Genomic DNA, 25,620 nt, shown 5'->3' with positions numbered 1-25,620 from the left:
CTTGGTCGGTCCGACGACGGATACCGCCCGGCGACGAGACCGTCAGTACAACGTCCCGCCGAGGGGAACGTCGTCGTCCGGCGACACCAACACGGGATACCCCTCCTCGCTGGGGACGCCGACGGTCAGCGCCTCGGATTTGAAGCCCGCGATCCGTACCGAGCCGAGATTCGTGGCACAGAGTACTTGTCGACCGACGAGGGCCGCGGCGTCGTAGTGGTGGTCCAGTTGGCCGGCGGACTGGATCTCCGCGTCGCCGAGGTCGATCCAGAGCTTGGTCATTTTCGGCTTCTCGGCTTCGGGAAACGGTTCGGCCTCGATCACCTCGCCGACTTCGATGTCGACGTCGAATGGACTCTCGACCATGCGTCGTGATATTGCTGCACCAAAACGTAGCTATTGGTTTGCGAACCGACGCGTCCGGCAGGGGTATATCACGCGTCCCGTGGGAGGACTGACTGAACCCCAGCAATGCCAGACCCTCGCGATCATCGCGTGCTGATTCCGATCGACGTCCTCGAGGGCCAGACCGTTCCGGCGACGGTCATCGACGCGTTCGCATCGATTCCGGTCGTTCTGCTCGGCTATCGCGAAATTCCCGACCAGACCGGACCGGATCAGGCACGCGACCAGTACGGTGACCGCATGCAAGCCGAACTCGCGGAGCTCAGGTCGGTGTTCGAGGACGTCGGCTGTGACGTCACGACGCGGTCGGCGTTCACCCACGACCGATTGAAAACGTTCGAACGCGTCGCCGTCGACGCATCGTGTGACGCCGTGTTGGTTCTCAACCCGGCACCGATTCTCGAGACGATACTCGTCGCGATTCGAAGCGACGTCAATGTCGAATACATCGCCCAACTGCTCGAGACGATTCTCGCGGGAACGGACCTCGAGCTAACGCTCTTTCACGTCGCGTCGGACGAGGACGGTCGGGAGGCAGGCTCGGTATTGCTCGAGACGGCGCGGTCGGAACTGGTGGCCGCGGGCGTCGACGACAGTCGGATCGACGGCACGGTCGTCGTCGACGACTCGCCGACGGCGGCCATCCTCGAGGCCGCAGCCGATCACGACCTCCTCGTCGCGGGCGAAAGCCAGCCGTCGATCCGTCGCTTCGTCTTTCGGGATCGTGCCGAACGGTTGGCCCGGCGGACGGTCGATCCGGTCCTCGTCATTCGGGGGGAGTACCTCGAGTCCCAGCGTGACGATGAGACGGGGAACGGCGAGACCGACGGTTGACGAGCCACCGAACGGGCGTCACCCGCCGCGTTTTCGGTACCAAACGCGAGCGCCGATCGGAGACTCGTCCGCCGCGAGGTCCAGTCTGCGCAGGACCAGATCCCGGATCGCGACCGTCACGACGAGTTCGATCACGTCCCCCTCGTCGGTCGCAACCTCGAAGACGCAGTGGCTGTCCCGCTCGTCGACGGCCTCGATAGTCCCGACGGACCACCGCTCGAGGTCGTGAGTCGGCTGTCGTGCGTGGATCCTGTCGTGGGGCACACGAGAGCAGAGGCGCGCCGCGACGGTCAGTGTGGCGGATCGGCAGTCGATCCGGTACAGTCGGGGCCGTCAGTAGTCCCCGAGCACGCCGAGCCGTCTCGCCCGGCGGGTCGCGTACTGGAAGACCGCGTAGCCGAACGCGAAGTACCCGACGGCGACTCCGAGCAGAATCGCGAGGTCGGTCGGCGGGAACTCCCAGAGCCGGACGTCGTCGATCATCGTCCGCTGGAGGAGCGCGCTGCCCTGGGCGAGCGGAAGCCATCGGAGCCAACCCAGATCGAACGCGGGCGCGGAGACGAGCACGATGAACCCGAACTGGAGCAAGTTGAGCCAGCTGCCGATCTGTTTGTAGAGGACGGTGACGCCGCCGGCCGCGAGCCCGAGGCCGAGCACCGAGACGATGCTGAGCGTCGCGACGACGACGATCGTCCCCAGGTTCAACTCGAGGCTCGTCCCGGTGACGACGAGCATCACCGCCAGCAGTATCGTCGCGGTGACGAACGACCGGACGATCTTCGCGAGGCCTTTCAACAGCGCAACGGGAGCGAACCCGAACGGCGACATCACGTGTCGCTCGAGGGTCCCCCACTGCACTTCGCTCCCGATATCGTTCGATATCGAGGAGTACGCGCCGACGGACAGCGACCACAGGAAGTAGCCGACGATGATCCCCTCGATCGAGTCGGTGAGCGCTTGCCCGGCGACCATCCGTCCACCGTAGAACAGCAGGCCGAAGAAAAACACCGAGATGACGAGCCCGCCGACGGCGTTCGCGGGATAGCGGACGAAGATCAGGTACTCGCGGTAGAGAACGGCCCGCGCGAGGTGCCGGTAGCCGGCCGGCCGCGGCGTCTCGCTCGCATCGGGTCCGCCCGCGGTCATCGGTCGCCCCGGTCGGTCGTCGTCAGGTCGACGAAGACGTCCTCGAGGTCCGGTTCGACCGTCCGGACGCGCTCGAGCGTCACGTCGTTGCGCCGGAGGAGGAACATCAGTTCGTACAGGCCGTCGCTGTCGGTCGCGACTTCGATCCGAGGGCTGGGATCGCCCGATTCGACGCGATGAGCGTCGAATCGTCGTCGCAGAGCCGACACGACTGCGGTGTCGAGATCGCGACTCGTGATCCGAACGCGGTGCCGGTCCGTACCGGAGAGGAGCGCCTCGACCGTGTCGTCCGCGATGATCTCTCCCTCGGACATGATGAGGACGCGGTCACAGACCGTCTCGACGACATCCATATCGTGGCTGCTGAGGACGACGGTGAGGGCTTCCTCCTCGGCGAGACGCCGCAGTTCTCGCTGGAGAGTTCGCGAACTCTCGACGTCCAGCCCCAGCGTGGGTTCGTCGAGGAAGACGACCGACGCGCCGCCGGCGAGGACGCTCGCCAGCGACACTTTCTGTTTCATCCCGCGGGACAGTTCGCGGACGGGAACGTCCGCCTTCTCCGCGAGACCGAGCTTCGCCAGCAGCCGGTCGTGGCGGTCACGAACCGAGTTCGGGTCGACGCCGCTGATCGTGGCGAAGTATCGGAGGTTCTCGCGGACCGTCAGTCGCCAGTAGTCGTTGCGCGCCCCTTCCAACATCGCGTCGACGGAGCCGTAGGCCTCCCGCGGTCGCTCGTAGAGGTCGACGCCGCGGATTCGGACGGTTCCAGCATCCGGGACGACCATGCCGAGGATCGACTTGATCAGCGTCGTTTTCCCGGCACCGTTTGGCCCCAGTAACCCTACGATCGATCCGCTCTCGACGTCGACGCTGACGTCGTTCACGGCGGTCACCGCCGCGTCTCCCTCACCGAACCGCTTGGACAGCCCGGTCACCGAAACGGCGATGTCACGGTCGTCCGTCGCCGACGACTCGACGCTGTCCAGGCGAGTGTCGGCGGCCGCGGTCCGCTCGTTGCGACCGATAGCCGAAGTTGCGACGCTGTCGTCGGAATCCATGGCCGTCCCCTCACCGACCGACGTCGTCGCCTCCTCACCGCTCGTGATCCGACCGTTTTCTCGCGCGGTCACAGTGCTGGTTTAAGCAACCGAGCTACAAAAGCGGGAGGTCACTCCCGCGGGGGAGCCGAACGCGGGTCGCTCGGCCGGTGATCGCGTCTCGAGCGTTCGATCCTGGTTGTCTGAACCTCGCAGGCTCCGGCCGCGCAAAGCGCGTTCTCGAGCGGGTCCCGACGCCGGTTCTCAGGTGGTGTCCGACGGTCGATCACCGCGTTCTGACGCCCCGGCGGGGTCCTCGCGGACGACGAGTACCGGCCCGACGGATTCCGAAGCGACCCGTTCGGCCTCCTCCCCGAAGATGAGCGATCGGAGCGACGGGGCCCGTTCGCCCATGACGATGGCATCGTGGTCGGTCGCGGCATCGATGAGCGCCTCGAACGGCGGCTCGTCGACCGCGAGTTCGGTCTCGACGTCGATGCCGTGTTCGGAGAGGCGTTTGCTGGCCGCCTCGATCGATTCTCGGCCGCCGGCTTCGTCGTCGGTCGCGAGAAAGAGCGTGACCCCGATTTCGCGGTCGCCGACCAGTTCGACGACGAACGAGCAGATTCGGTCGACGGCGACGTCGCCCGTCACCGTCACGAGGAGCCGATCGACCGGCCCGGTTACGCCCGGGATGGCGTAGGCGTCCGCCGCCGTCTCCGCGGCGACTCGATCGACCGTTTGCTCCCGGTCGTGGGTGAAGACGAGGCGATGGTCGGCGTGTCCTCCGGCCGCCTCGAACTCGGCCACGAGGTCGTCGAGAGCGGCTGTCGCACGGTCCTCGTACTGGAGTCGCGCCTGGTCGGGCGGTGTCTGCTCGGGCAGGACGTGATACCCCAGCACGGTCACGTCCATCGGCCCGAGCAGCGTCGACAGTCCGGACGAGATCGATTCGCCCTCGAGTATCGCAAGCGGGACGAGGACTCGCGTCATTGGAGCACCCCCTTCAGGGTCACGTCGCGGGCGTAGTAGGCGTACCATCCTGCGGTTGCGAGCATGATCCCGAGGCCGATGAGCTGTGATGCGCGTTGCATGAAGCCGATCAGGGCGAAACTGGTGAGCGAACCAAGTATCGGGACGACGGGGTAGCCGGGGACCCGGAAGTCAGGGTCGTACCACTCCGGTTCGTTCCGGCGGAGTACGAGCAACGCCACGCAGATCAGACCGTACATGACGAGGTGCAAAAACGAGGCGACCTCCGCGAGCAGTTCCACACGGCCGGTCGCGACCAGCACGAGGATCGGCCCGCCGGCCATTCCCAGCGCGACGTGTGGCGTGCCATACCGGAGGTTGATGTGGCTCGCCCGTCGTGGCAACAGGGCGTCCTTCGAGACGGCGTAGATGGCTCGAGAGGTGCTGAGAACCGACGCGTTGGCGCTCGACATCGTCGCGAGCAGCCCGCCGAAGACGATCGCGAACGCGCCAGCCGCGCCCAGATAGTGGCGGCCGACTTCCACCATCGCCGTCTCGCCGAACCCCGCGAGTTGCTCGCTCCCGAAGGCGCTCGTCGCGACGAAGATCGCCGCCACGTAGAGCACGCCGACGACGAGGACGGAGCCGACCATCGCCAGCGGCAGGTTTCGACCGGGATTCTTCATCTCCCCAGCGACGGTCGCCACCTGCGCGAAGCCGAGATACGAGGTGAATACGAGCGCCGCCGTCGTCAGTACGGAGACCGTTCCGAACGGTGCGAACTGTTCGGGTGCGGACGGTTCGCCGATGAGTCCCACCGCGTCGAGTCCGCCGTACCCGAGGAAAAACACCAAAATCGACAGCAACAACGCGACGATCCCGTTCTGCAGCTTCGCCGCGTTTTCCGTCCCCGTGACGTTCAATACGGTAAAGCCCGCGCCGAACAACAGCGCCAGCGGGATAACGAGCCCATCGCCGACCGCAACACCGAGTTCGGCGAGCGTATCGACGGCGTAGTAGCCGAAGCCGACGAGGTAAAACGCCGTCGCGAACACCAGTCCGAACCACAACGAGAGTCCGACGACGGTCCCGGCGAGCGTGCCCAGCGCGCGGGAAATATAGTAGTAGCCGCCCCCGCTTTTGGGCATCGCCGTCGCGAGTTCGGAGGTCGGCAGTGCGACCAGCAACGCGACGAGCGCGCCGATGGCGAACGACGCCGCCGCTGCGGGACCGGCCTCTCCGGCCGCTAGCCCCGGAAAGACGAAAATACCGGCACCGATCATCGTCCCGATCCCGATGGCGAGGCCACCGGAGAGCCCGAGCGTCCGCTCGAGTTCAGCGTCGTCCGTGATCGTCGCCTCGTCGGTCTCGATCGTCGCCTCGACCTGTGGCGATTCGCCTTCGACGTTGGTTCCACCAGCCGGCGACGTATCACCCATAGCGAAGGAGACTCCCGCTGGCCGTATATTTCTGCTGCTGACCGAGGGTCCAGATCGACGTTTCGGCCCTCTAGCCGCCGAAACCCGGCGGCAGCCGGTTCCGCGATCAACCAACGAGTTCGTCGGCTAACAACCGCAGGCTCTCGTCGTCCTCGCCGGCCGCGTCCGGAACTGCAAGCATGACCTCCTCGATACCGACGTCGGCGTACGCCGCGAGCCGCTCGCGGACTTCCGCCGGCGTCCCCGTCGGAGCCGTCTCGAGGTATGCCGACAGAAAGAACTCGCGGGGCTCGCTCGGCTCGTCGGCGGGCAGAAACTCGCTCCGGAAGGCCTCGAACTTTTTCTCGGCCGCCGCAGTCGTTTCGCCGACGAAGACGAACAACTCGGCCGACTTGCGGATCTCGTCGTACCGCGTTGTGCTCTCGCAGTGGTCGCGCAGGATCTCGAGTTTTCCCGCGAATCCCTCCGGCTCGAGCGTGCCGTAGTTCCAGCCGTCGGCCAGCTCGGCGGTGTAACGCAGCGTAAACTCCTCGCCCCCGCCGCCGATCCAGATCGGCGGGTGGGGGTCCTGGACGGGGTGGGGCTCGCAGAAGGCGTCCTCGAGGTCGATATCGAGGTTCTCGCCCCGGTGGCTGTACGTCTCGTTCGTCCAGAGTCCCTGCAGGATCTCGACGGTCTCGGCGAGCCGGCGGAGCCGTTCGGCCGGCGGCTCCCGAAACTCGTAGCCAAAGCGATCGTACTCGGCTTCGTACCAGCCGCCGCCCAGCCCCAGCTCGAGCCGGCCGTCGCTCACCCGATCGACCGTCGCCGCCATCTTCGCGAGCAGCGCCGGATGGCGGTAGGACTGGCTGGTGACGAGCGTCCCCAACCGAACGCGGTCGGTCGCCTCGGCGACCGCACTCAGCGTCGTCCAGCACTCGTGGGTGTTCCGGCGCGGGTCGCCGATCCACGACTGGAAGTGATCCTCGAGCCAGACCGCGTCGTAGCCCAGCGATTCGGCCTCGAGCGCAGTGTCCCGAACCGTGTCGATATCGGTGCCGTACTGCGGGAGGATGTAGCCCACCTCGAGGTCGGCCGCGTCGGAGTCGGTCGCGCTCATTCGGACACCTCTCGATCGAGCGCCAGCGTTCGATCGGCGAGCGTTTCCGGCTCCGCGGCGACGAGTTTGACGAGCGCCTCTTTGCCGACTTCGCCGCGGTCGATGACGGCGACGGGAGCCTCCTCGCGGTCCGCGAACGCCTGCCGGGCACCCCAGCCCATCGTGCTTCCCTCGGTCTCTTTCACGGCTGCCGGCTCTGTATCACGGTCGTACGTGGCGACCGGCCACTCGAGGGACTCGAGCGCATCCTCTACGTCTGCATCGAACCGACAGTTTACTGCGAACCGAAGGTCAGGGACGAACTCTCGCGCCGAGAGGAGGAAGCGAGCGACGTGGCTCGAGGCCTCGAACCGAACGCCGCGGTTGGGCTGGACGCCCGAGAGCGTTCGCGTGATGCGGCCCTCGACGGCGGCCGTTTCGGCGACGGATTCGGCGTAGGGCGTCGCGCCGACGACGTTCATCCCGACCTCGGGAACCAGCGCAGAGACGTCGGCGTCGACGAACCGATCGACGATCGCCTGGACTTCCTCGGCAGTGGGTTCTCGAGCGGCTTCATTTCGCAGCGGGACCATGTGGTTGACCGCGCCGTGGCCCTCGCCCACGTCGGAGTAGTAGCGCACCGCGCGAGCGAGGAAGTCGGTCGCACCCTCGACGGCAGTCTCGAGGGCCTCTCCCTTCGCGAGGCGGGCCGCGATCGCAGCGGCGAGCGCGCAGCCGGAGCCGTGGGTCGCGTCGGTGCCGACGCGGGGGTGTTCGAACGCTCGAGCGCCGTCAGCCGTCACGAGCACGTCCTGCACTCGCTCGCCGGGGACGTGGCCGCCCTTGAGAAGGGCGGCGTCGACGCCCGTCTCGAGGATCGCGTCGCCGGCCTCGCGAGCCGTCTCCTCGTCGACCACGGCGATGTCGGTCAGTACCTCGGCCTCGTCGACGTTGGGCGTCGCCAGCGTCGCCTCGCCGAGCAGGTCTTCGTAGGCGCGTTCGGCTTCGGGCTCGAGCAGGCGATCGCCGGAGGTCGCGACCATCACGGGATCGACCACGAGCGGAAAATCGAACTCGCTCGCGCGGTCGGCGACGGTCCGAACGATGTCCGCGGTCGCGAGCATTCCCGTCTTCGCCGCGCCGACCGCGAAGTCGTCGGTGACGGCCGCGAGCTGGGCCTCGACCGCCTCGAGCGGAAGGACGTGTGAGGACTCGACGCTGCGGGTGTTCTGGGCGGTGACGGCGGTGATCGCTGACGTGCCGAAGACGCCGTGGGCAGCCATCGTCGCGAGATCGGCCTGAATCCCTGCGCCGCCGCCGGAGTCGCTGCCCGCGATCGTCAGCGCAACCGGCCGGCTATCGGGTGCTGGTGTTCGCATACGGAACCGTATTCCCGGATTATACTAAGCGATGATGGTCAGCAAACGGGAGTGTCGTCCGCTGTTCCAACTCCAGTAACGCATGTGGAATCGCAGTGAGCAGTAAACCGCCTCGTGATCGCAGCGACGCGTCGACAGCGGACCGGTCGTGATCCGGAGCGACTCAGCCGTCAGTGGTGAGCTCGAAGTACCCCCGTTCGTGTTTGATCGCTCCCGACTCGTTGAGCGCCGAAATCGCGCGACTGACGGCTTCTTCGCTGCAACCGTGCTCGGCCGAAACCGTCTGTCTGAGCGACTTGTGGGTGTGTCGCTCCTGCTCGAGTTCGTCGATGATCGCCGCTTTCAGCTGTTCGTCATCACTCATCGGTCTCAGCGTTGCTAGTACTCCGAGACGGGTACTCCTTGCCCCTTCCGTGGACGTGCCTCAGTGAGACATCCTCGCACCGAAGCGATGGAATCGCTCTACTCGGTCGTCTCTCCCGCCAGTGCAGCGTACGCTGCCCACGACGGATCGGTGTTCGGGTGCTCGAGTCGGTCCCCGTCCACGAGCACCTCGCCGTCGCCCGCCGTCGCTTCGACGCGGCCGATTTCGGCGACGGGAGTGTCCCGGGCCGCGAGCGCCGTGCGCACGGTATCGACACCGGCTGGATCGACTGCGAGCAGGAGCGAGCCGCAACTGGTCGCGGCCCAGGGGTCGATTGCGAGGGCATCACAGACCTCGCGGACGCCGGGGCGCATCGGGACGGCCGCGCGGTCGACCGCGAACCGAACGCCTGCGCCGTCGGCCATCTCGTTGAGCGCGCCGGCGAGGCCGCCTTCGGTGACGTCGTGCATCGCCCGCACCGGTCCAGCGGCGGCCGCGGTGAGAGCGTCGCGGACCGAGAAGACTTCCTCGAGGCGGTCCTGCGCGTCCGCGATCACATCGTCCGGGAGGGCCAACTGATCGCCGAAGAGCGTACTCAAGAGGCCGACCGACTCGACGGCGGGACCGTTCGTCAGGAGGAGCCGATCGCCGGGACGGGCTCCGTCGGGGCGGACGATTTCGTTGTGATCGCCGACGCCCATCGCGGTCGCAGCGCCGACCCACGGATGCGAGACATCCGCGTATCGCGCCGTGTGGCCCGTCACGACCGAGACGCCGAGATCGACGCACTCTGCGTGGATCGTCTCCCAGACCGTCGCGAACTCGTCGTCGGTCATCCCCTCCGGGAGCGTAAAACAGATCGAGAGATGCGACGGGGCGACGCCGCTGACGGCCACGTCCGCGAGCACGAGGTCGAGTGCGAACCGCGCCGCCCGCTCGAGGCCCAGCGCGGGGAGGATCGAGAGCGGATCGGTGGCGGTGACCAGCGCCCGACCGCCGATATCGAGGACGCCGAAGTCGACGCCGTGGGTCGGGCCGACGGTGACGTCGTCGCGGTCGGCACCGAGATTCGGTGCGACGTGCCGATCGAAGAACGCGCGATCGATTTTGCCGAGGTCGCTCACGGTCGGCAGGTCCCACCGAGCGGTCTTAGCGGTGGTGATCCGCGTCGACCGCGCCCCGGAACGACGGCTCGTCGAGCGTCGGTTACTCCGACCGCCACTCGAGCGGCTCCCCCGATCGAACGCGCCTCGCCGCCGATTTCGAACGGCAGCCCCGTAACCACAGTCACTATCGCTCGTAGCGTCACGAAACCGATATAGATCACAGACAAGAGTGAAGGCTGTTCCCGGAGTATTGGTGATAGATGGCGTATTCGCTCCGGTCACGGGCCGACATCGACCTCGAGTTCTCCGCGAGCGAATTCACGGGTGCGCTAGGTGATTCGGTTACGGTTCTGCCGCTGCTCGTGGCGCTGGGGGCGACGACGAGCGTCTCGCTTCCCCACGTCCTCGTCGGCTTCGGCGTTTTTCAGATCGTCTGGGGCGTCTACTACGGACTGCCCCTCTCGGTCGAGCCGATGAAGGCGCTGGTCGGCCTGGCGATCGTCGGGGCGCTCACGTACGCCGAACTCGCCGCCGCCGGGTTGCTCGCCGGCGTCGTCCTGCTCGCGGTCGGGCAACGTGGCCTCGTCGGGCGGCTCCAGCGGGTCGTCGGGGAACCGGTCATCCGCGGCGTCCAGTTCGCCGTGGCTCTTCTCCTGCTCGAGGCGGCCGTCGACCTCTCGATCGGGAACCTGCCGGTCGCGGCGGGCGGGCTCGCCATCGTCGGCCTGCTCGCGCTCGGCGGCTATCGGAGGGCGAGCGTGCTGGTCGTCCTCGGCCTCGGCGGGGTCGTCGCCGTCGCGACGGCCGGCGTTCCGACACCGACGGTTCCGACCCCCGCAGTCTTTCCCGCCGGGTCGCCGTCGTTCAGCGCGGCGGCGCTCGAGGGGACCGTCGCCCAACTCGGCATGACAGTGGGGAACGCCGCGATCGCGACCGCCCTGCTCTGTGGCGACCTCTACGACCGGGATATCTCGCCGGACGCGCTCTCGAGCAGTATGGGCGTCACCTGCCTCGCCGCGATTCCGCTAGGCGGCGTGCCGATGTGTCACGGGAGCGGGGGCCTGGCCGGAAAACACGCCTTCGGCGCGCGAACCGGCGGCGCGAATGTCCTGCTCGGGCTCGGCTATCTCGCGCTCGCGCTGGTCGCCGCCGGGGCCGTCCTCGCGGCCTTCCCGATGGCCGTCCTCGGCGTGTTGCTCGTCGTCGTGGCACTCGAGCTGGCTCGAGCGGCGTTCGAGCCCGTCACCGACGGCCGGTCGCTCGCGCTCGTCGCGGGGATCGGGGCCGTCGGCCTCGTGGGCAACGTCGGCGTCGCGTTCGTCCTCGGGGCCGTCGCGTTCTGGCTGCTCTCGCGACAGTCGTGAGCGGTCTGCGGGCGCAGTCGGAGAACACGAGCCGGATAACCTTTGATTCCGTAGCGCCAACTGCCGCCAATGGCTCCAAGCTGGGCAGACCTCTTCGACCGCGGGGCGACGTACGAGCGCGATTTCGAGGATATACGAACCGAACTCGAGGCGATCCGGGAGGAGAGCAATGCCTGAGCGGGACGAACCGAACCCCGCGCGCGTCGTCGCCGACGCCGACGTGCTCGCGGCGGATCTCCTCCTCGGCGGCGACGCGCGCGAGGCACTGGACCACGTCCGCCGCCACTCCTGGGTCGAACTGGTCGCGAGCGATCCGCTGCTCGCACAGACCGAACGGCTCGTGTCGAAACTCGCCGATCCAGCCCTCGCCGCCGATCACCGGGAGCGCCTCGAGGCCGAGCGGGTCTCTGTCGACCAGCCGGAGGGGGACCACCCCGCGTTGGCCTCGGCCTATCGGGGCGAGGCGGCGCACCTCCTCTCGTCCGACGAGCGCCTTCGATCGGCGAAAGCCGGGCTCACGCTCCAGCCGCGGGTGTCCGTCAGCGTCCGTCCGCCGGACGCGTTCGCCCGCCTCTTCGATCCCGAGAGCCTGTACGAGGCCGTCAAGAGCGGCGAGTACCCGGGGCCGGATCGGGATCCTCGAGCGTAGCCGCGGCGGTCCGGCTCGCGAAGCGACCACAGTACCGCGAGCGGGTTCGCACGAACTGATCGAACGCCGAGAGTCTTATCCGACAGGAGCCCGCAATATTGAGGGGGTATGAACGACCTTCGCATCGGATTGAGCTACGGTGACGTGCTCCTCGTCCCGAGGCGCTCGCCAGTCGACGGCCGCAACGACGTGGATCTCTCGACATCGTTTACGCCGAGCGTCGAACTCGAGACGCCGCTGGTCGCCGCCGCCATGGACACCGTCACGGAAGCCGAACTGGCGATCGAACTCTCGCGGGCCGGCGGAGTGGGCGTCCTCCACCGATTTCTCGAACCGGACGACCAGGCCGCACAGGTCGAGCGGGTGACGGCCGCTGACGAACGGGTGGCCGCCGCCGTCGGAATCAACGAGGACTACGTCGCTCGCAGCGACGGCCTGGTCGCGGCCGGCGTCGACGCGCTCGTGGTCGACGTCGCACACGGCCACCTCGAGCGGACGCTCGAGGCCGTCGAGCAACTCAGAGCGGCGTTCCCGAACACCGATCTCGTCGCGGGCAACGTCGCGACGCCCGCAGGCGTCGAGGACCTCGCGGCCGCCGGTGCCGACTGCGTGAAGGTCGGTATCGGTCCAGGCTCACACTGCACTACCCGGAAGGTCGCCGGCGCGGGCGTCCCGCAACTGACCGCGGTCGACGACTGCGCGACGGCGGCAGCGGATCTGGACGTGACGATCTGTGCAGACGGCGGGATTCGCACGTCAGGCGATGCGGTGAAGGCGCTCATGGCCGGGGCCGACACCGTCATGGTCGGGAGCCTCTTCGCCGGCACCGAGGAAGCGCCCGGCGCGGTGGTCGAGGTCGACGGCACGCGGTACAAGCGCTCGCGGGGAATGGCGACAACCACCGCTGCCGAAAAGCGCGACGATAAGGAAAGCGAGGTCCGTGCGGACGAGGGCGTCGAGGCGCTGACGCCGTACAAGGGGCCGGTCGCCGACGTCGTCGCGGAGTTCCGCGCCGGCATCCAGTCGGGGCTCTCCTACTGCGGCGGCCACACGATCCCGGCGGCCCGCGAGAAGGCGGAGTTCATCCGCGTCGCCCCCAGCGCGAAAGCCCGCGAGGGGTACCACGCGGATCACGACTGGGAGGGTGTTAGCGTCGACAGTGAGGCGAACGCGCTCGAAAACGGGGCGAACGTCGTCGACAGCGAGGCGAACGACGGTGACGGCGAGGCGACCGCAGTCGACAACGGGGCAAACGACGGTGACGAATCGCAGGTCGGGGATGCAAGCGCGGTGAACGACGATTGAAGGTGTCCCAGACGCCGGTTTCACTCACTCGTTTCCTCGACCGCAGCCGCGGATTCCGACCGGGTCACGACCAGTATCGGGATGTCGACCGTTCGGAGCACGGTCGCGGTGACACTGCCCAGTAGCTGCCGCCGGAGATTCGACCGGCCGTGTGACCCCATGACGACGATATCGACGTCGTGCTCGGCGACGTACTCGCGAATTCCGGCGGCGACGCCGTCGAACGATGTCGTTCGGACGACGTCGGTTTCGAGCTCGAGGTCGGCGTCTCGCCCCTCGATCTCGTCCGCGAGTTCGTCGACGGCTGCCATCCCCTGGGCCTCGAGCCGTTCGACGAACGATTTCTCGAGGCCGCCGGCGTTGAACGCGCCGCCTGCTGCCTGCAGGTCGACGACGCTCAGCACATGGACGGTCGCGCCGTACCGTCGGGCCACCGTGGCTCCGTGGGGAGCGGCCGCGGCGGCGCTCTCGCTTCCGTCGGTCGGCACGAGAACCCGAGCGTAGTCGAACGCGTCCTCGGCAGAGCGATCCCCTGCCGGAACGACCAGGACGGGTACGTCGCTCCGCTGGAGGACCCCTTCCGTGACGCCGCCGAGGAGGCGTTTCCCGAGGCCCGTGAGCCCCTGCTTGCCGATGACGAGCAGGCTCGCGTCGCGGTCGGCCGCGTGTTCGGCGATGCGAACCGCGGGCGTTCCCTCCGTTAGCGTCGTCGTCACGGGCCGATCGACGGCCGACGCGAGGGCTTCGATCTCCGCGAGGATCCGCTTCCCGCGCTCTCGTAACTGCGCCGTCTCGTCGTCCGTCCTCGCGAGCCGACGCGATCGCCGCTCGACGACGTGGACGATGTCGACGGCCGCATCGAACGTCCGGGCGAGCTCGATGCCGCGTTTTGCGGCCCGTTTGGCCTCGTCGCTGCCGTCGACGGGGAGCAGGATACGATCGTACATCGTTTCGCCGTTCGGCATCCGTTCCCTTCAGTATACTGACGACCGAGGCGACGGTCGACGGTCACTCGTCGCGTCCGGCGTACCACTCCGCGAACGCCGCCAGCGCGCGGCCGCGATGCGAGATCGCGTTCTTCTCCTCGGTGCTCATTTCGGCCATCGTCTGGCCGTTGTACTCGAAGATCGGATCGTAGCCGAACCCGCCTTCGCCGCGGGGGGCGACGAGCGTGCCGGCGACCGACCCCGCGAACGTCTCGGTTCCGTGTCGGTCGACGTAGGCGAGCACGGTTCGGAACTGCGCGCGGCGGTTCTCTTCCTCGCTCGCGAGTTGCCAGAGCCGCTCGACGCCGACGGTGTCCTCGACGTACGCCGAGTACGGCCCCGGGAACCCACCCAGCGAATCGACGAAGAGCCCCGCGTCGTCCACGAGTACCGGTTCGTCGCTCCCCAGCTCCTCGAAGGCCTCGCAGGCGCCGTGGGCCGCGATCTCCTCGAGCGAATCGCTCTGAACCTCGGTGTAGTCGTACTCGATCTGTTCGACTGGTTCGACTCCCTCGAGGTACTCCCGCGCCTCGCGGACCTTCCCCTCGTTGCCGGTGACGAATCGAATAGCCATGTCCGAGCGACGTGGCGGCGACGGCAAAGCGTCGTCGGTTGCGCCGCGCGGGACGGTCGACTCCCCCTCGAGTCTACAGTTCAAGTGCGTCCATCACAGTCGCTTCGGCCTTCCGCAGGTGCTCGGCCGCGGTACCGGGGGCGCAGTCCAGCGCCGCGGCGACGTCTTCGACGCTCGCGGTGCGGGGGACGTCGAAGTAGCCCAGTTCGCGGCCGACCCGCAGCGCCTCGCGTTGCCGATCGGTCAGCGCCCCGACCGCGGCGTCGGTGCCGTCGTACTCGCCGACTCGATCGACGGTCGCCTCGATCCCCTCGGGAATTCCCGCAAGGGCGCGCCGGAGGTCCTCGGACTCGCCGACGACGGAAAAGCGGATCGTCCAGTCGGATCGGTACTCGATCGGTGGGAGAACGACGAGGCTCCCCTTCGTGAGGCTCTCGAGCAGTCGCTCGTCGACAGTTTCCGGAACGTCGCGCACGTAGACGGTGAACGAGCGATCGCCGGTCCGGGTGAGGTCGTACTCGCCGACCTCCTCGGTCCGCTCCATCGCGGCCGCGTAGGCGTCCGGATCGCCGACGACGTAGAAGATGAAGGTGTTGTCGTCGTCGCCGACGAGGTTGCCGTGGATCATCCGATAGGAATCGAACGCGTCGCTGTCGGCGACGAACCGGTGCATCGGATGGATCGTCTCGGCGTCGTAGCGCAGCGTGAGCCGAACGGTCTTCACGGCCGGAGGAACCGGGCTGTATATATAAATAGCCTAGCGGGTGACGCAGAACCGACTCGCCTCCGGTCTCCGAATGGCCGGATATGTCCTTGGATTCGACGCTCGAGTCCCGGGCGACCGGGACGGTGAGTTCGGCGGGGGAAATCGATCTCGAGAGCCTGCTCGGCGACGCGGTTCTCGGTCGCGACGATCACGAGAACGCGCCCGCGTTCGTGATCCGGCCGGACGAGGTTCGGGACGTCCTCACGACGCTGCGAGACGAAGCGGAGTTCGACCACTGTTCCTGCGTGACGGCCCAGCAGTACCCCGACCGGTTCGAGACGATCTACCACCTGACGGCCTACGATGATCCGACTCGAGAGGTGAGCATCGTCGTCCCGACGCCGATCGACGATCCAGTCAGCGAGTCCGCCGCGCCGGTCTTCGAGACGGCCGACTGGCACGAGCGCGAGGCCTACGACCTCGTCGGGATCGAGTACGAGGACCACCCCGACTTGCGGCGGATTTTGCTGCCCGAAACGTGGCAGGGCCATCCGCTGGGACTGGCGTACGACCAGGAGCAGCCGCAGGTCGTCACCCTCTCGGAGCACGCGAATCCGATCGCGGGCGACGAACACGACGCCGCGTCGGAGACGATGTTCCTCAACATCGGCCCCCATCACCCGTCGACTCACGGGGTGCTCCACGTGAAGGCGGTACTCGACGGCGAGACGGTCGTCGACGTCGATCCCGACATCGGCTACATCCACCGCTGCGAGGAACAGATGTGTCAGGGGAGCACCTATCGCCACCAGATCATGCCCTATCCTGACCGCTGGGACTGGGTGTCGTCGGGACTGCTGAACGAGTGGGCCTACGCTCGCGCCGCGGAGGACCTAGCCGATATCGAGGTTCCAGCGTACGCACAAGTCGTCCGCACGATGGGGGCCGAACTGTCGCGGCTCGCCTCCCACTTCATCGCCGTCGGCACCTACGCGCTTGACATCGTCGGCGAGTTCTGCGCCGCTTTCCAGTACGCCATCCGCGACCGCGAACTGGTCCTCGACGTGCTCGAGGAGCTGACCGGCCAGCGGATGATGTTCAACTACTTCCGGCTGGGCGGGGTCGCCTGGGACCTGCCCGAACCCCGCGAGGAGTTCGTCGCGGGCGTCCGGGACGTACTCGAGAGCTTTCCCGCCAAGATCGACGAGTATCACGACCTGCTGGTCACCAACGAGATCTTCCAGCGCCGCTGCGTCGACACCGGCGTCTTGGCGCCCGACGCGGCGAAGCGCTACGGCTGTACGGGCCCCGTCGCGCGGGGCTCCGGCATCGACTACGACCTTCGGCGAGACGATCCCTACGGCTACTACGAGAATCTCGAGTGGGATGTCGTAACCGAGCCCGACGGCGACAACTTCGCCCGGCTGCTCGTTCGGCTGCGCGAGGTTGAGGAGTCCGCGAAGATAATCGATCAGTGCCTGGATCTGCTCGCGGAGTGGCCCGACGACGACCGGGCGATCCAGAGCAACGTTCCCCGAACGCTCAAGCCCGAAGCCGACGCCGAAATCTACCGCGCCGTCGAGGGGGCGAAGGGCGAACTCGGGATCTACATCCGGTCGGACGGCACCGACACGCCGGCGCGGTTCAAGATCCGTAGCCCCTGTTTCTCGAACCTCTCCGCGCTACCGGAACTCGCCCGCGGCGAGTACGTGGCCGACCTCATCGCGGCGATCGGGAGCCTCGACTGTATCATGGGGGAAGTCGACCGCTGATCGGCGGTCACGTCACGATTCGAGGGTGAAAAACAGCAGTTGCGTCGCTCAGTCGTCGGTATCGTCGACGATGACTTCGACGGGTTCGTCCGCTTGATCCTCGCTCTCGTCGGACGAGGGGCTTTCCTGTTGCCACAGGAGGCCGCCGGCGACAAGAACGACGACCCACGACCGCCAGTTGGCGAGGTTCAGGGTGTAGCCGACGCCGAAGGGTTTCTCCACGAGCATCCCTTCGCCGGGCTGCCAGTACGACGAGAGCATGCGGCTGATGCTCGGTCGTTCGAAGTTGTACGGTACCCCGAGAATCTCACCGGAAGTGGGCTTCTCTGCCATAGCGGGTGATACGTCCTCCCCTATTAAGAGTATTGTGTGCTGTGACGATCGGTGCGAGCGACCGACCGCGACCGGCTGTGATTCAGCGTCGGTTCGCATCCGCGCTGTTCCGCACCCGCGTCGCTCTGTGCCCCGCCGTTCCTCGTCCGCGTCGTTATGCGTCCGATTGGTACCGGCCGCGTCCCTCGACATCTCGGAGACGCTCGAGCACCCGTTCTTCACCGACCTCGCGATACCCGTCCCGGACCGCCTCGCGGAGCGGCTCGGGGTCGTCGGCGGTGCCGACGAGGCTCTGATCGAAGATGTGGAGATCCATCGCGTAGTCCTCGACGTGATCGGTGTGATAGCCGAGGCCGAAGTCGATGAGGTAGGTCCGCTCGGGGCCGACACGCACGTTTCGCGTCGTCGGGTCGCCGTGGACGAACCCGGACTCGTGGAGTCGCGCGAGGTGCCGGCCGACGTCGCGGACCCCCGCAGTCGTCAATCCCTCCCGGAGATCGTGCGTACCAACGTACTCGAGTTCGAGTCGCGCCTCGCGAGGATCAACATCGGAGAGGACCGGCGTCGGGACGCCCTCGCGGCGGGCCAGGCTGGTCAGTCGGGCCTCGAGCGTCGTTCGCTCGCGGCGGAGCCGACCGTCGAGTTCGGGGTGGCGGTAGGTTTTGGCCTCGCGGTGCTTGGTGACGCGGCCGGCATCCGGCTCGAGGGAAACGAGCGCTTCGGCCCCGCGAACCTGGTTTTCAGCTGCCGTGCCCGCACCGCGCCCGGCCGCGAGCTCGGGTTCGTCAGCCCTCCATGTGACAGAAACCTGATCCGGCCGAAAGTCGGGGTCGACACGCGAGTCCTCGAGCGCGAGCGTGTCGCCCGCGTCGTACATCTTCGCGCCGAGGACGGCGATCATCCCCGCGTTGTCTCGCAGGAAGCGGGGCTCGGGCGCGTGGAACTCGGCACCGCGCTGGGCGCACATCTCCGCGAGCATTTCCCGGAGGCGGGCGTTCTGGCCGACACCGCCGCCGAGGACGAGTTCGTCGCTGCCAGTCAGGGACAGGGCGCGCTCGGACACCTCGGTCAGCATCCCGAAGACGTTCTCCTGGAGGGAGTAGCAGATGTCCTCGATCGGCGTGCCCGCGTCGGCGGCCTGCTTCGCGGCGCTCATGATTCCCGAAAAGGAGAAGTCCATTCCCTTGACGACGTAGGGGAGATCGATATACTCGCCCCCTTTGGCCGCTTCCTCGACCTTCGGGCCGCCCGGGTGGGACCAGCCGACGTGGCGCGTGAACTTGTCGATCGCGTTGCCGACGCCGGTGTCCATCGTCTCCCCGAGAACGCGGTAGTGCCCGTTCCGGTAGGCCAACAGGTGTGCGTTCGCGCCGCTCGCGTTGAGACACACCGGCGAGTCGAAGCCGGAGCTGTGGCGTCCGATCTCGAGGTGGGCAACCATGTGGTTCACGCCGATCAGTGGCACCTCGAGCGCCTGACTCAGCGCTCGAGCGGCCGTCCCGACGACGCGAAGACAGGGGCCGAGGCCGGGGCCGCGGGAGAAGGCGATGGCGTCGACAGGCGCTGCCTGTTGGCCCGACGAGCCGCGCTCGTCGACATCGATCGGCGACTCCGTCCCCGGGCCATCGTGGGTCTCGCGAGCGTGCTCGAGCGCGCGTTCGACGACGCGCGGGATCGCGTCGTGCATATGTTCGGCCGCCTCTCGAGGGTGAATGCCGCCGCTCTCGGGCTGATAGGCGTTGGTCTCGATGAACACGTCGTCGGTCTCGGCGTCGAAGACCGCTGCGCTGGCGGCCCAGGCGGTGCCTTCGATCCCGAGGATGCGGACGGTCTCAGTCACGGCTGAAAAACGGCCGGTGGCCGCGTTCGAGTCATCGGTCTCTCGAGTCGGTCGCTCGCTCGCGGGTCGTTCCACTCCCCGCTCGCGTTTCGATGTGCCTCGCTGACGCTCGGCACATCGCAGTTACTCCCACTCGGTGTAGCTGCACTTCCCGCAGTGCTTCCGGTCGCCGTGGTCGGCGAGGAAGACGTCACCGCAACGGGGGCACAGTTCGCCCTCGGTGCTCCCGTCGTCGCCGTAGAGGTCGTAGTGTGCCATCTATGCTTCCTCCGGTTCGGCTTCCGCGTCGGCGTCGGCTTCTGCGTCGTCCGCGCCGATCTTGTTGCGCTCGAGCATGTGGTCTTGCTCGACGTCGCGGGCGTAGTCGGCCGTCTCGTAGACTTTCGCCTGGCCGACGGTCTTGCGCATCCCGAATTTGGTGTCGAGTTTGCGGATGACGACCTCGCCGGCGTCCTTGTTCAGTTTCGCCGCGAGGCTGTCCCGAACCTGCAGTCGCTCGGGCGTCGCGTCCTCGTGGGAGAGTTCGAAAGTCACGTCAGTTCGATGCAACATGGGGTTCTCCGTTTCGGAGATGATGTCGACGTCCATGATATCACTCAGTTACCCTACTATCCCCGTGTAGCGCCTAAAAGGATTTCGAAGCGGCCCACCCACGCGCCGGTGACCGGATCGGTTCGCATCGTCGCCGCTCGAGGGAAACGCGGACGCCAGACGACGAGCGCGGCATCGTCACGGGGCCCACCCGAAGAGCGTCAGTATACGAACACATTTCACGCAGGGGACGAATACGTCGAACGGAATGCCCTCCAGACGACAGACGCTCGCAGGAGCAGGGCTCGCCGCGGCCGGTCTCGTCGTCGGGTCCACCGTCACGGCCGAGCGATCGACATCGGCCACGCTCGACTGGCCGATGGCGCGCTACGACGCTGCCGGCACCGGCTACAACCCCGAGGCTACGGGGCCGAAAGACGATCCGACTGTCGCGTGGTCCGGCGAACTCGAGTCGAGCGGCGGCTACGAGATCGATCAACCCGTCGTCGTCGACGGGACGGTGTACGCCGGCAACGACGAACTGATCGCACTCGACGCCGCCACCGGCGACGTTCGGTTCTCGTACGGCAGCTACAGCGGCGTGTCCCGCTCGAGTCCCGCGTGCGCATCCACGTCGATCTATCGCACGAAGACGCTGGTGATCGGCTCCCCCGGCGGAACCGTCGGGCTGAACGCCGGCGGCGGCCACGCCCTGTTCGGACTCCGGTTCGGCGAAGAGCGCTGGTTGGGGCCGGGCGAGGCACCCAACTCGTCGTTTTTCGGCGCGTCGGAAGCGCCACCGCCGATCGCACTCGATGACACGGTGTACGCTGCGGTTCCTGGAACCGGCGATATCGTCGCGCTCGAGGCGGACAACGGCAGCGAACGGTGGCGAAAACGCATCGAGTACGAAGCGGCGTACAGCACCACGCTGACCCGACCGGCGGTCCGAGACGGGACCGTTTTCGTCACCGGATGGCCGTATCAGGTCCGGGCGTTCGACGCCGAGACGGGGGAGGAACGCTGGGACGACGAACACGACGAACAGATGGTCCGTCCGCCGACCGCGACCGAAAGCGGCGTCGTCGTTCCGACCCGAACCGGCGTGACGGTCTACGAGGCCGATGGCGGCGACGTTCGCTGGACGCGGGACCTCGACGGGAACGCGACCGAGGGTGCCGCCGCCGTCGCCGAGGGCCGCGTGTTCGTCACGGACGGCACCGAGTCGCTGTACGCGCTCGACCTCGAGACGGGCGACGACGAGTGGTCCGTGTCGTTCTCTCACGTGGCAACGCCGGTCGTCGCCGACGGCGTCGTCTACGTCTCGAGAGGAATCGAACTCGTCGCGTTCGACGCCGAAACGGGCGAGCAGCGCTTCGCTCGCGAGGCGGAACGGTACGTCTCCCCGCCCGCAGTCGGGGACGGCGTGCTCTACGTCGTCGACGGCGACCGGGTACTCGCGCTCGAGGAGGGAGCGTGAGCGACGATCCGTTTGAACTGGGATCGGAACCCGCGACGGGTGCCGGTCCCGGTGGTTCCGAGTCGGGTGAGACGGATCCGCGGCCGAACGGGGGATCGAGTCTACCACGCCCGGGCGGCCGCGATCGTTCGGACGGAGGCCGATCACTCTCACCGGTTTCGCTGGCCCTCGAGCAGTTCCGACGCGATCCGGCTCTCCTGCTACCGTTTCTCGTCGCCGGCGTCTGCCTCGCAGTGCTCGACTGGCTTCGACGCCTCGACCCGCTTCCGACGAGGCCGGCGGTGCAAAACGGCGTGTCGATCACCATCGCGTACACCGGCTATCCGACCGGAACCCCGGAGACGGCCCGGGCGCTCGAGTCGCTGGTCGATCTGAAACTCCCCTCCCTCGTCTGGGGGATCGGTCTCGAGGCCGTCGCAGTCCTCGTTATCGCAGCCGCGGGGACCGTAACGATCGCTCGCGCGCTGCCCGAGGACCGCGGTGCGACGACTGGTCGGCGGCTGCTGGCGTACGGCGGGCTCGTCGTCCTCTTCGACGGAGCGTTTCGAGTACTCGCCTCGTTCATCGACGGCGATGTTGGCCTCGTCTTCGGACTCGTGTTGATCGTTCCTCTCTTCGCCGTCTTTGTCCGTCTGTTCGCTGCGCCCGCGGCCGTCGTCACCGGTTCGGGGCCGGTGACCGCACTCCGCCAGAGTGCACCCGCGACCCGGGGTCACGGCTGGACGATCCTCGCGCTCGTCATCGGGTTCGGTCTCGCGGCGTGGCTCCTCGGACGCGTTCCGCGAGCGGGGACGGTCGTCAGCACTGCTCTCGTCGGCTCGTTGCACGCCGTCACGGTCGCCGCCCTCTGGGAAGTGACCGTCGAGGAACGCGCCCGCAGCGGCTGACGGCTCACGGTAGCGCGACCAGTCCGCGTGGCGTCTGATCCTCGAGCTCGTCGGGCCAGTCGATCCCCACTCGCTCCCACGAGTCGCCGAAGTCTCTGGTCAGGAAGAGTCCCCGATTGTTCACCGCGAAAACGACGCCCGGCTCCCCGGTGGTCGCGAACACCGTTCGGACGACGCCCTCGCCGGTCGGCAGGCCGCGCCCCTCGAGCCGCTCCCACGACGAATCCACGCCCTCTCTGCGATAGACGTGCGAATCCGCCCTGCTCGCGGTGTGGGCCGTTGACGCGCCGCTGGCGCTCGAGACCATGACGCGGTCGGGATCGCCGGGATCGGGGACGACAGACCAGCAATACCGGTGCTCGAGGCCCGCCTGCGGCCGACGCCACGATTCGCCGCCGTCGTCGCTCTCGGCGTAGCCGTCGCCGGCCGCGGCGTAGAGCCGCCCCTCCCGATCGGGGTGGGTCGCGAGACTGTGATTGTCCCGCCGAGAACCGGCGGGCCGCTCGTGCCACGTGTCGCCGCCGTCGGGAGTGTAGACGAACGCACCGGCCTCGATCCCAACGTAGAGGCGGTCGGGATCGAACGGGTCGACCGCAAGCCAGCGGACGTGATGGGTGTCCGGCCGCGGCGGGAAGTACCACTCGTCGGCCGAGGGGAGGTCGAGTAGTCCCGAGAGACGGGTCCAAGAGTCGCCGCCGTTGCGCGAGCGGTAGACGCGGCTCGGTTCGGTCCCGGCGTAGACGACCTGCGGATCGTGCGGGCTGACCGTCACTGCCATCACAGGATCGCTCTCTCGGTCGGCAGCCCCATCGCTCTCGTCTCCGTGAACTCTTGCTGTCCCCTCGGCCGCGAACCCGGTCTCGAGACGGGCGAACGTCTTGCCGCCGTCAATGCTTCGGAACAGGCCGTCGTCGAACGTACCGACGACGGAGCGAGCCGGTGCGTCGGGGGCTGCCGCGACGCACTCGAGGCGGCTCCCTTCGAGTCGTGTCGTCGTAACCCACCGGTTGAACTCGATTCCGTCGCTCGGACAGACGAGTAGTCGATCTCGAAGTGCGACGAGGACCGTTACCATACCGGAGCTACCGGAGTGACTCGGATATACTGTTGGGTACGCGTCAGTCGCCTCTCGTTCCCGATCGCGAGGGATGCGTCAACGGATCCGTCGCCGATGCAGAGACAGTGATCGAGCGCACGTGGACGTGGTGGGAAGCGACGGCACGAGCGTTCATCGGGTCGGACCGGTCGGCGTCGGATCGGGTTCCGGTTCCGTCTCCATACGGGTGGTATCACCGATGAGCGTCGACATGAGCCGGGCTTCGATCCGACGGAGGTGCTGTCCGACGGTTCCCGCAGAACAGTCGAGTCGGACGGCGATGTCCTCGTAGGTCACCTGTCTGGGCTCCTCGTAGTACCCTTCCTCGACCGCGACGCGCAACACTTCTCGCTGGCGGTCCGTGAGCTCGGTGAACGGCCGCTCGTCCGACGGATCGTACGTGCCAAGGCGCTCGATTTCGACATCGACGAGCGACCGGGTTTCCTCGATGACACGACGCAGCGCCTCTTCGCGACCGATCTCCGAGACGCGAAGACACCGATTCTCCGGGCCCGTGTACTCGAGCGGGTAGTCAAGCAATACGGCGTGTTGGTTGTGGATCGCGAGCAACTCAAGCGTGAGGTCGCTGGGTCGATAGTGCAACTGCAGGATCGTCGTTTCACCGGCGTCGGTGAGCTGATAGTCGACGACCGCCGGCCCAGTCTCCGCTAGCGTGCGTTCGACGGCCGCCCTGTCCGCTCGGACCACTTTTTGCGTGATGATCGTCCCGTTATCGAGCTGATCGATGTTTCGGATCGATTCGAACGTGACCCCCTGCTCGCGGAGACGCTCCGCGCCCCGATCGAAGTACCCCCGCGGTGGTGTGAGAACGTATGTCACGTATCGCATGATTTCCGATTACAAGACTCTCATAGAAAACAGTTATGGTCGTTCATTGGTTGATTGAATAACAGAATTCTGTTCTGTAAAATAGGATTCGATGAAAACGATGGTAACAAAATGGAATACATAGCCGCTTTCGATGTCCGATCCCGGAAGCGAACCAGACGAGAAGCTGACCGCCGCGGCTCTCGACGATCGGTCTGGTCTCGATGAGCGGCGGAATCCCAATTCGCCGCGCGACGACGGACGTCCCCGGGCCGCCGCTACGACACTTCCGTGTAGTACGGCCAGTACAGCGATCGGCCCGCCTTCACCAGCGGCCAGAGGGGACTACAGCCCCGCTCCCAGACGAGAACTGGGACGGGGCTGCCGCCGAAGCCCTCTTTGAACCGATAGACGCCGTCCTCGAAGTTCGTGTTCGTACTCCCGAAGTCGTACGTCTCGTAGCCGTGCTCGATTCCCCACTGGAAGACGTGATCGTAGAGCAGTTCCGACGCGTGATCGTCGAAGTACGCTCGAGGAACGGCGGCGAAAAACCCGTGGACCGTCTCGTGCTCGTCGTCGAGCAACTCGAGCATCCCGCCAGCGTACTCGCCGTCGATTCGGATCGTCAGCAAGAGGAGGCGATCGTCCATCGCCTGCAGTTTGTCGAAAAACGAGAACGGATACACCGCTCCGTCGACGCGGTCCATGACGCGTTCGTAGGTCCGGTAAAACCGCCGTAGATTCTCCCGCGTGATCTCCTCCTCGACCACCTCGTAGTCGATGTCCTGCCCGTGTTCGATCCCCCGCCGCCGGCTCCGGCTCATCCCCTCGCGAATCTCGTCGTAGCTCTTGGTGAGATCGAGCAGAAATCGACACTCCCGCCGGTAGGGCCGATAGCCGTGTGTCTGCAGGGCGTCGTTGTACCGCAGATAGCTCATATCGAGCCCCCGAATTTGGTGGACGATCGTCCGTCCGCGACAGAGCCGCGGGATCGCTTCGATCACGCGCTCGAGGGAATCTTTCGTATCCGTCGGCAGCAACGGCCCGCCGAAGCCCGGATAGAGCGATGACAACCGATCGAACGGCGTCTTCTCGATCTCGACGACGAAGTTCGGCATGCCGCCGATCGTGTTCCCGTCCTTGGTGACCACCAGATGTCGCGGCGTGTACCCCAACCCCGTCTCGATCGCCTCGAGCCACTCGTAGCGATGGAAGACGCTCCCGCGACTCGAACGCTCGACGATCTCGTTCCACTGCGTTTTCTCCACGTCCCGTACCGAGTCGACGACGTCCACCTCGAGACTCGACTCCTCGGTCGCCGCGGATCGCTCGTTTCCATTCGCGAACAGCGATCCGATTTGATGGAGTCTCGAGCGACTGTTGCCGCCGGTCTGTTGGGCCATTGCCCGAACCAAATACGGGTTTCCTCTTTGGTAGTCCGCCCATTACTCATCGGTTGGCGATCGTAACAACTCCCAACCGATCACACAGCCACGTCGTCGGTCGGTA

The 25,620-nt window shown here is 66.9% G+C and carries 27 protein-coding genes; 7 read left to right on the top strand and 20 right to left on the bottom strand.

The window, feature by feature from the left end; translation table 11 throughout:
* Positions 1-42 precede the first annotated feature (42 nt).
* Positions 43-366 carry a tRNA-binding protein gene (locus ACEWFR_RS07440; protein ID WP_374060426.1) on the bottom strand — a complete coding sequence of 108 codons (324 nt, stop codon included), beginning with the start codon at positions 364-366 and terminating at the stop codon, positions 43-45.
* 105 nt (positions 367-471) lie between these two features.
* Between ACEWFR_RS07440 and ACEWFR_RS07435 the strand changes: the two genes are divergently transcribed.
* Positions 472-1,239 carry a universal stress protein gene (locus ACEWFR_RS07435; protein WP_374060425.1) on the top strand — a complete coding sequence of 256 codons (768 nt, stop codon included), beginning with the start codon at positions 472-474 and terminating at the stop codon, positions 1,237-1,239.
* Between the two features lie 18 nt (positions 1,240-1,257).
* On the opposite strand, the gene ACEWFR_RS07430 is transcribed toward ACEWFR_RS07435, so the two are convergent.
* The 9 genes from ACEWFR_RS07430 to ACEWFR_RS07390 form a co-directional block, all read right to left on the bottom strand.
* A complete protein-coding gene (locus ACEWFR_RS07430) occupies positions 1,258-1,503 on the bottom strand; it encodes a hypothetical protein (RefSeq protein ID WP_374060424.1) in 246 nt (81 codons plus the stop codon).
* Positions 1,504-1,572: 69 nt separating this feature from the next.
* Entirely contained in the window at positions 1,573-2,385 is an 813-nt protein-coding gene (locus ACEWFR_RS07425; protein ID WP_374060423.1) for an ABC transporter permease, read from the bottom strand.
* The gene (locus ACEWFR_RS07420; protein WP_374060422.1) at positions 2,382-3,515 is read right to left on the bottom strand and encodes an ABC transporter ATP-binding protein; all 1,134 of its coding nucleotides are present in this window, start codon (positions 3,513-3,515) and stop codon (positions 2,382-2,384) included. Before ACEWFR_RS07420 ends, ACEWFR_RS07425 begins: the two co-directional genes overlap by 4 nt.
* Positions 3,516-3,686: 171 nt before the next feature.
* The gene (locus ACEWFR_RS07415; protein ID WP_374060421.1) at positions 3,687-4,415 is read right to left on the bottom strand and encodes a universal stress protein; all 729 of its coding nucleotides are present in this window, start codon (positions 4,413-4,415) and stop codon (positions 3,687-3,689) included.
* On the bottom strand, positions 4,412-5,833 hold the full coding sequence (locus ACEWFR_RS07410; RefSeq protein ID WP_374060420.1) for an APC family permease: 1,422 nt from the start codon (positions 5,831-5,833) through the stop codon (positions 4,412-4,414). The genes ACEWFR_RS07415 and ACEWFR_RS07410 overlap by 4 nt, the downstream gene beginning before the upstream one ends.
* 106 nt (positions 5,834-5,939) lie before the next feature.
* A complete protein-coding gene (locus tag ACEWFR_RS07405; RefSeq protein ID WP_374060419.1) occupies positions 5,940-6,932 on the bottom strand; it encodes an LLM class flavin-dependent oxidoreductase in 993 nt (330 codons plus the stop codon).
* Positions 6,929-8,290 carry a bifunctional hydroxymethylpyrimidine kinase/phosphomethylpyrimidine kinase gene (gene thiD, locus ACEWFR_RS07400; RefSeq protein WP_374060418.1) on the bottom strand — a complete coding sequence of 454 codons (1,362 nt, stop codon included), beginning with the start codon at positions 8,288-8,290 and terminating at the stop codon, positions 6,929-6,931. The genes ACEWFR_RS07405 and thiD overlap by 4 nt, the downstream gene beginning before the upstream one ends.
* Positions 8,291-8,453: 163 nt before the next feature.
* On the bottom strand, positions 8,454-8,654 hold the full coding sequence (locus tag ACEWFR_RS07395) for a hypothetical protein (protein ID WP_374060417.1): 201 nt from the start codon (positions 8,652-8,654) through the stop codon (positions 8,454-8,456).
* Between the two features lie 98 nt (positions 8,655-8,752).
* Entirely contained in the window at positions 8,753-9,778 is a 1,026-nt protein-coding gene (locus ACEWFR_RS07390; protein ID WP_374060416.1) for an AIR synthase family protein, read from the bottom strand.
* Positions 9,779-10,020: 242 nt separating this feature from the next.
* Here ACEWFR_RS07390 and ACEWFR_RS07385 point away from each other — a divergent pair, with 242 nt between their 5' ends.
* From ACEWFR_RS07385 to ACEWFR_RS07375, 3 genes are all read left to right on the top strand, one after another.
* Positions 10,021-11,124 (top strand): putative sulfate/molybdate transporter, encoded by a 1,104-nt coding sequence (locus tag ACEWFR_RS07385; protein WP_374060415.1) that lies wholly within the window; start codon positions 10,021-10,023, stop codon positions 11,122-11,124.
* A gap of 169 nt (positions 11,125-11,293) precedes the next feature.
* Positions 11,294-11,773 carry a hypothetical protein gene (locus ACEWFR_RS07380; protein WP_374060414.1) on the top strand — a complete coding sequence of 160 codons (480 nt, stop codon included), beginning with the start codon at positions 11,294-11,296 and terminating at the stop codon, positions 11,771-11,773.
* Positions 11,774-11,881: 108 nt separating this feature from the next.
* A complete protein-coding gene (locus ACEWFR_RS07375) occupies positions 11,882-13,078 on the top strand; it encodes a guanosine monophosphate reductase (protein WP_374060413.1) in 1,197 nt (398 codons plus the stop codon).
* A gap of 20 nt (positions 13,079-13,098) precedes the next feature.
* On the opposite strand, the gene ACEWFR_RS07370 is transcribed toward ACEWFR_RS07375, so the two are convergent.
* The 3 genes from ACEWFR_RS07370 to ACEWFR_RS07360 all read right to left on the bottom strand — a co-directional run bounded on the left by ACEWFR_RS07370 (position 13,099) and on the right by ACEWFR_RS07360 (position 15,362).
* On the bottom strand, positions 13,099-14,025 hold the full coding sequence (locus ACEWFR_RS07370) for a universal stress protein (RefSeq protein ID WP_374060412.1): 927 nt from the start codon (positions 14,023-14,025) through the stop codon (positions 13,099-13,101).
* A 61-nt stretch (positions 14,026-14,086) separates the two neighbouring features.
* A complete protein-coding gene (locus ACEWFR_RS07365) occupies positions 14,087-14,638 on the bottom strand; it encodes an XTP/dITP diphosphatase (protein ID WP_374060411.1) in 552 nt (183 codons plus the stop codon).
* Positions 14,639-14,711: 73 nt separating this feature from the next.
* Complete coding sequence (locus ACEWFR_RS07360) at positions 14,712-15,362, bottom strand: helix-turn-helix domain-containing protein (RefSeq protein ID WP_374060410.1); 651 nt, start codon at positions 15,360-15,362, stop codon at positions 14,712-14,714.
* An 83-nt stretch (positions 15,363-15,445) separates the two neighbouring features.
* Between ACEWFR_RS07360 and ACEWFR_RS07355 the strand changes: the two genes are divergently transcribed.
* A complete protein-coding gene (locus ACEWFR_RS07355) occupies positions 15,446-17,116 on the top strand; it encodes an NADH-quinone oxidoreductase subunit D (RefSeq protein WP_374060409.1) in 1,671 nt (556 codons plus the stop codon).
* A 48-nt stretch (positions 17,117-17,164) separates the two neighbouring features.
* On the opposite strand, the gene ACEWFR_RS07350 is transcribed toward ACEWFR_RS07355, so the two are convergent.
* The 4 genes from ACEWFR_RS07350 to ACEWFR_RS07335 form a co-directional block, all read right to left on the bottom strand.
* Positions 17,165-17,449 (bottom strand): DUF5808 domain-containing protein, encoded by a 285-nt coding sequence (locus tag ACEWFR_RS07350; protein WP_374060408.1) that lies wholly within the window; start codon positions 17,447-17,449, stop codon positions 17,165-17,167.
* 154 nt (positions 17,450-17,603) lie between these two features.
* Positions 17,604-19,289, bottom strand: coding sequence for a bifunctional N(6)-L-threonylcarbamoyladenine synthase/serine/threonine protein kinase (locus tag ACEWFR_RS07345; protein WP_374060407.1), 1,686 nt, complete (start codon positions 19,287-19,289; stop codon positions 17,604-17,606).
* 123 nt (positions 19,290-19,412) lie between these two features.
* Positions 19,413-19,547: a 30S ribosomal protein S27ae gene (locus ACEWFR_RS07340; RefSeq protein ID WP_254761848.1), complete on the bottom strand. Its 135-nt coding sequence runs from the start codon at positions 19,545-19,547 to the stop codon at positions 19,413-19,415.
* The gene (locus tag ACEWFR_RS07335; RefSeq protein WP_098725640.1) at positions 19,548-19,877 is read right to left on the bottom strand and encodes a 30S ribosomal protein S24e; all 330 of its coding nucleotides are present in this window, start codon (positions 19,875-19,877) and stop codon (positions 19,548-19,550) included.
* A 211-nt stretch (positions 19,878-20,088) separates the two neighbouring features.
* On the opposite strand from ACEWFR_RS07335, the gene ACEWFR_RS07330 reads away from it, so the two are divergent.
* Both ACEWFR_RS07330 and ACEWFR_RS07325 read left to right on the top strand, forming a co-directional pair.
* Entirely contained in the window at positions 20,089-21,300 is a 1,212-nt protein-coding gene (locus tag ACEWFR_RS07330) for a PQQ-binding-like beta-propeller repeat protein (protein WP_374060406.1), read from the top strand.
* Positions 21,297-22,187, top strand: coding sequence for a hypothetical protein (locus tag ACEWFR_RS07325; protein ID WP_374060405.1), 891 nt, complete (start codon positions 21,297-21,299; stop codon positions 22,185-22,187). The genes ACEWFR_RS07330 and ACEWFR_RS07325 overlap by 4 nt, the downstream gene beginning before the upstream one ends.
* A gap of 4 nt (positions 22,188-22,191) precedes the next feature.
* On the opposite strand, the gene ACEWFR_RS07320 is transcribed toward ACEWFR_RS07325, so the two are convergent.
* The 3 genes from ACEWFR_RS07320 to ACEWFR_RS07310 all read right to left on the bottom strand — a co-directional run bounded on the left by ACEWFR_RS07320 (position 22,192) and on the right by ACEWFR_RS07310 (position 25,514).
* Complete coding sequence (locus tag ACEWFR_RS07320) at positions 22,192-23,262, bottom strand: WD40/YVTN/BNR-like repeat-containing protein (RefSeq protein ID WP_374060404.1); 1,071 nt, start codon at positions 23,260-23,262, stop codon at positions 22,192-22,194.
* Positions 23,263-23,415: 153 nt separating this feature from the next.
* Positions 23,416-24,132, bottom strand: a complete 717-nt coding sequence (locus tag ACEWFR_RS07315) for a helix-turn-helix domain-containing protein (protein ID WP_374060403.1) — start codon at positions 24,130-24,132, stop codon at positions 23,416-23,418.
* A 257-nt stretch (positions 24,133-24,389) separates the two neighbouring features.
* Positions 24,390-25,514: a lipid II:glycine glycyltransferase FemX gene (locus ACEWFR_RS07310; protein WP_374060402.1), complete on the bottom strand. Its 1,125-nt coding sequence runs from the start codon at positions 25,512-25,514 to the stop codon at positions 24,390-24,392.
* Between the last annotated feature and the right edge of the window lie 106 nt (positions 25,515-25,620).

It is taken from the genome of Natrinema sp. H-ect4, from assembly GCF_041894845.1.
GTDB lineage: Archaea > Halobacteriota > Halobacteria > Halobacteriales > Natrialbaceae > Natrinema.
Note: the sequence above shows the minus strand (reverse complement) of the source record. Positions and strands in the feature narration are given on the sequence as shown.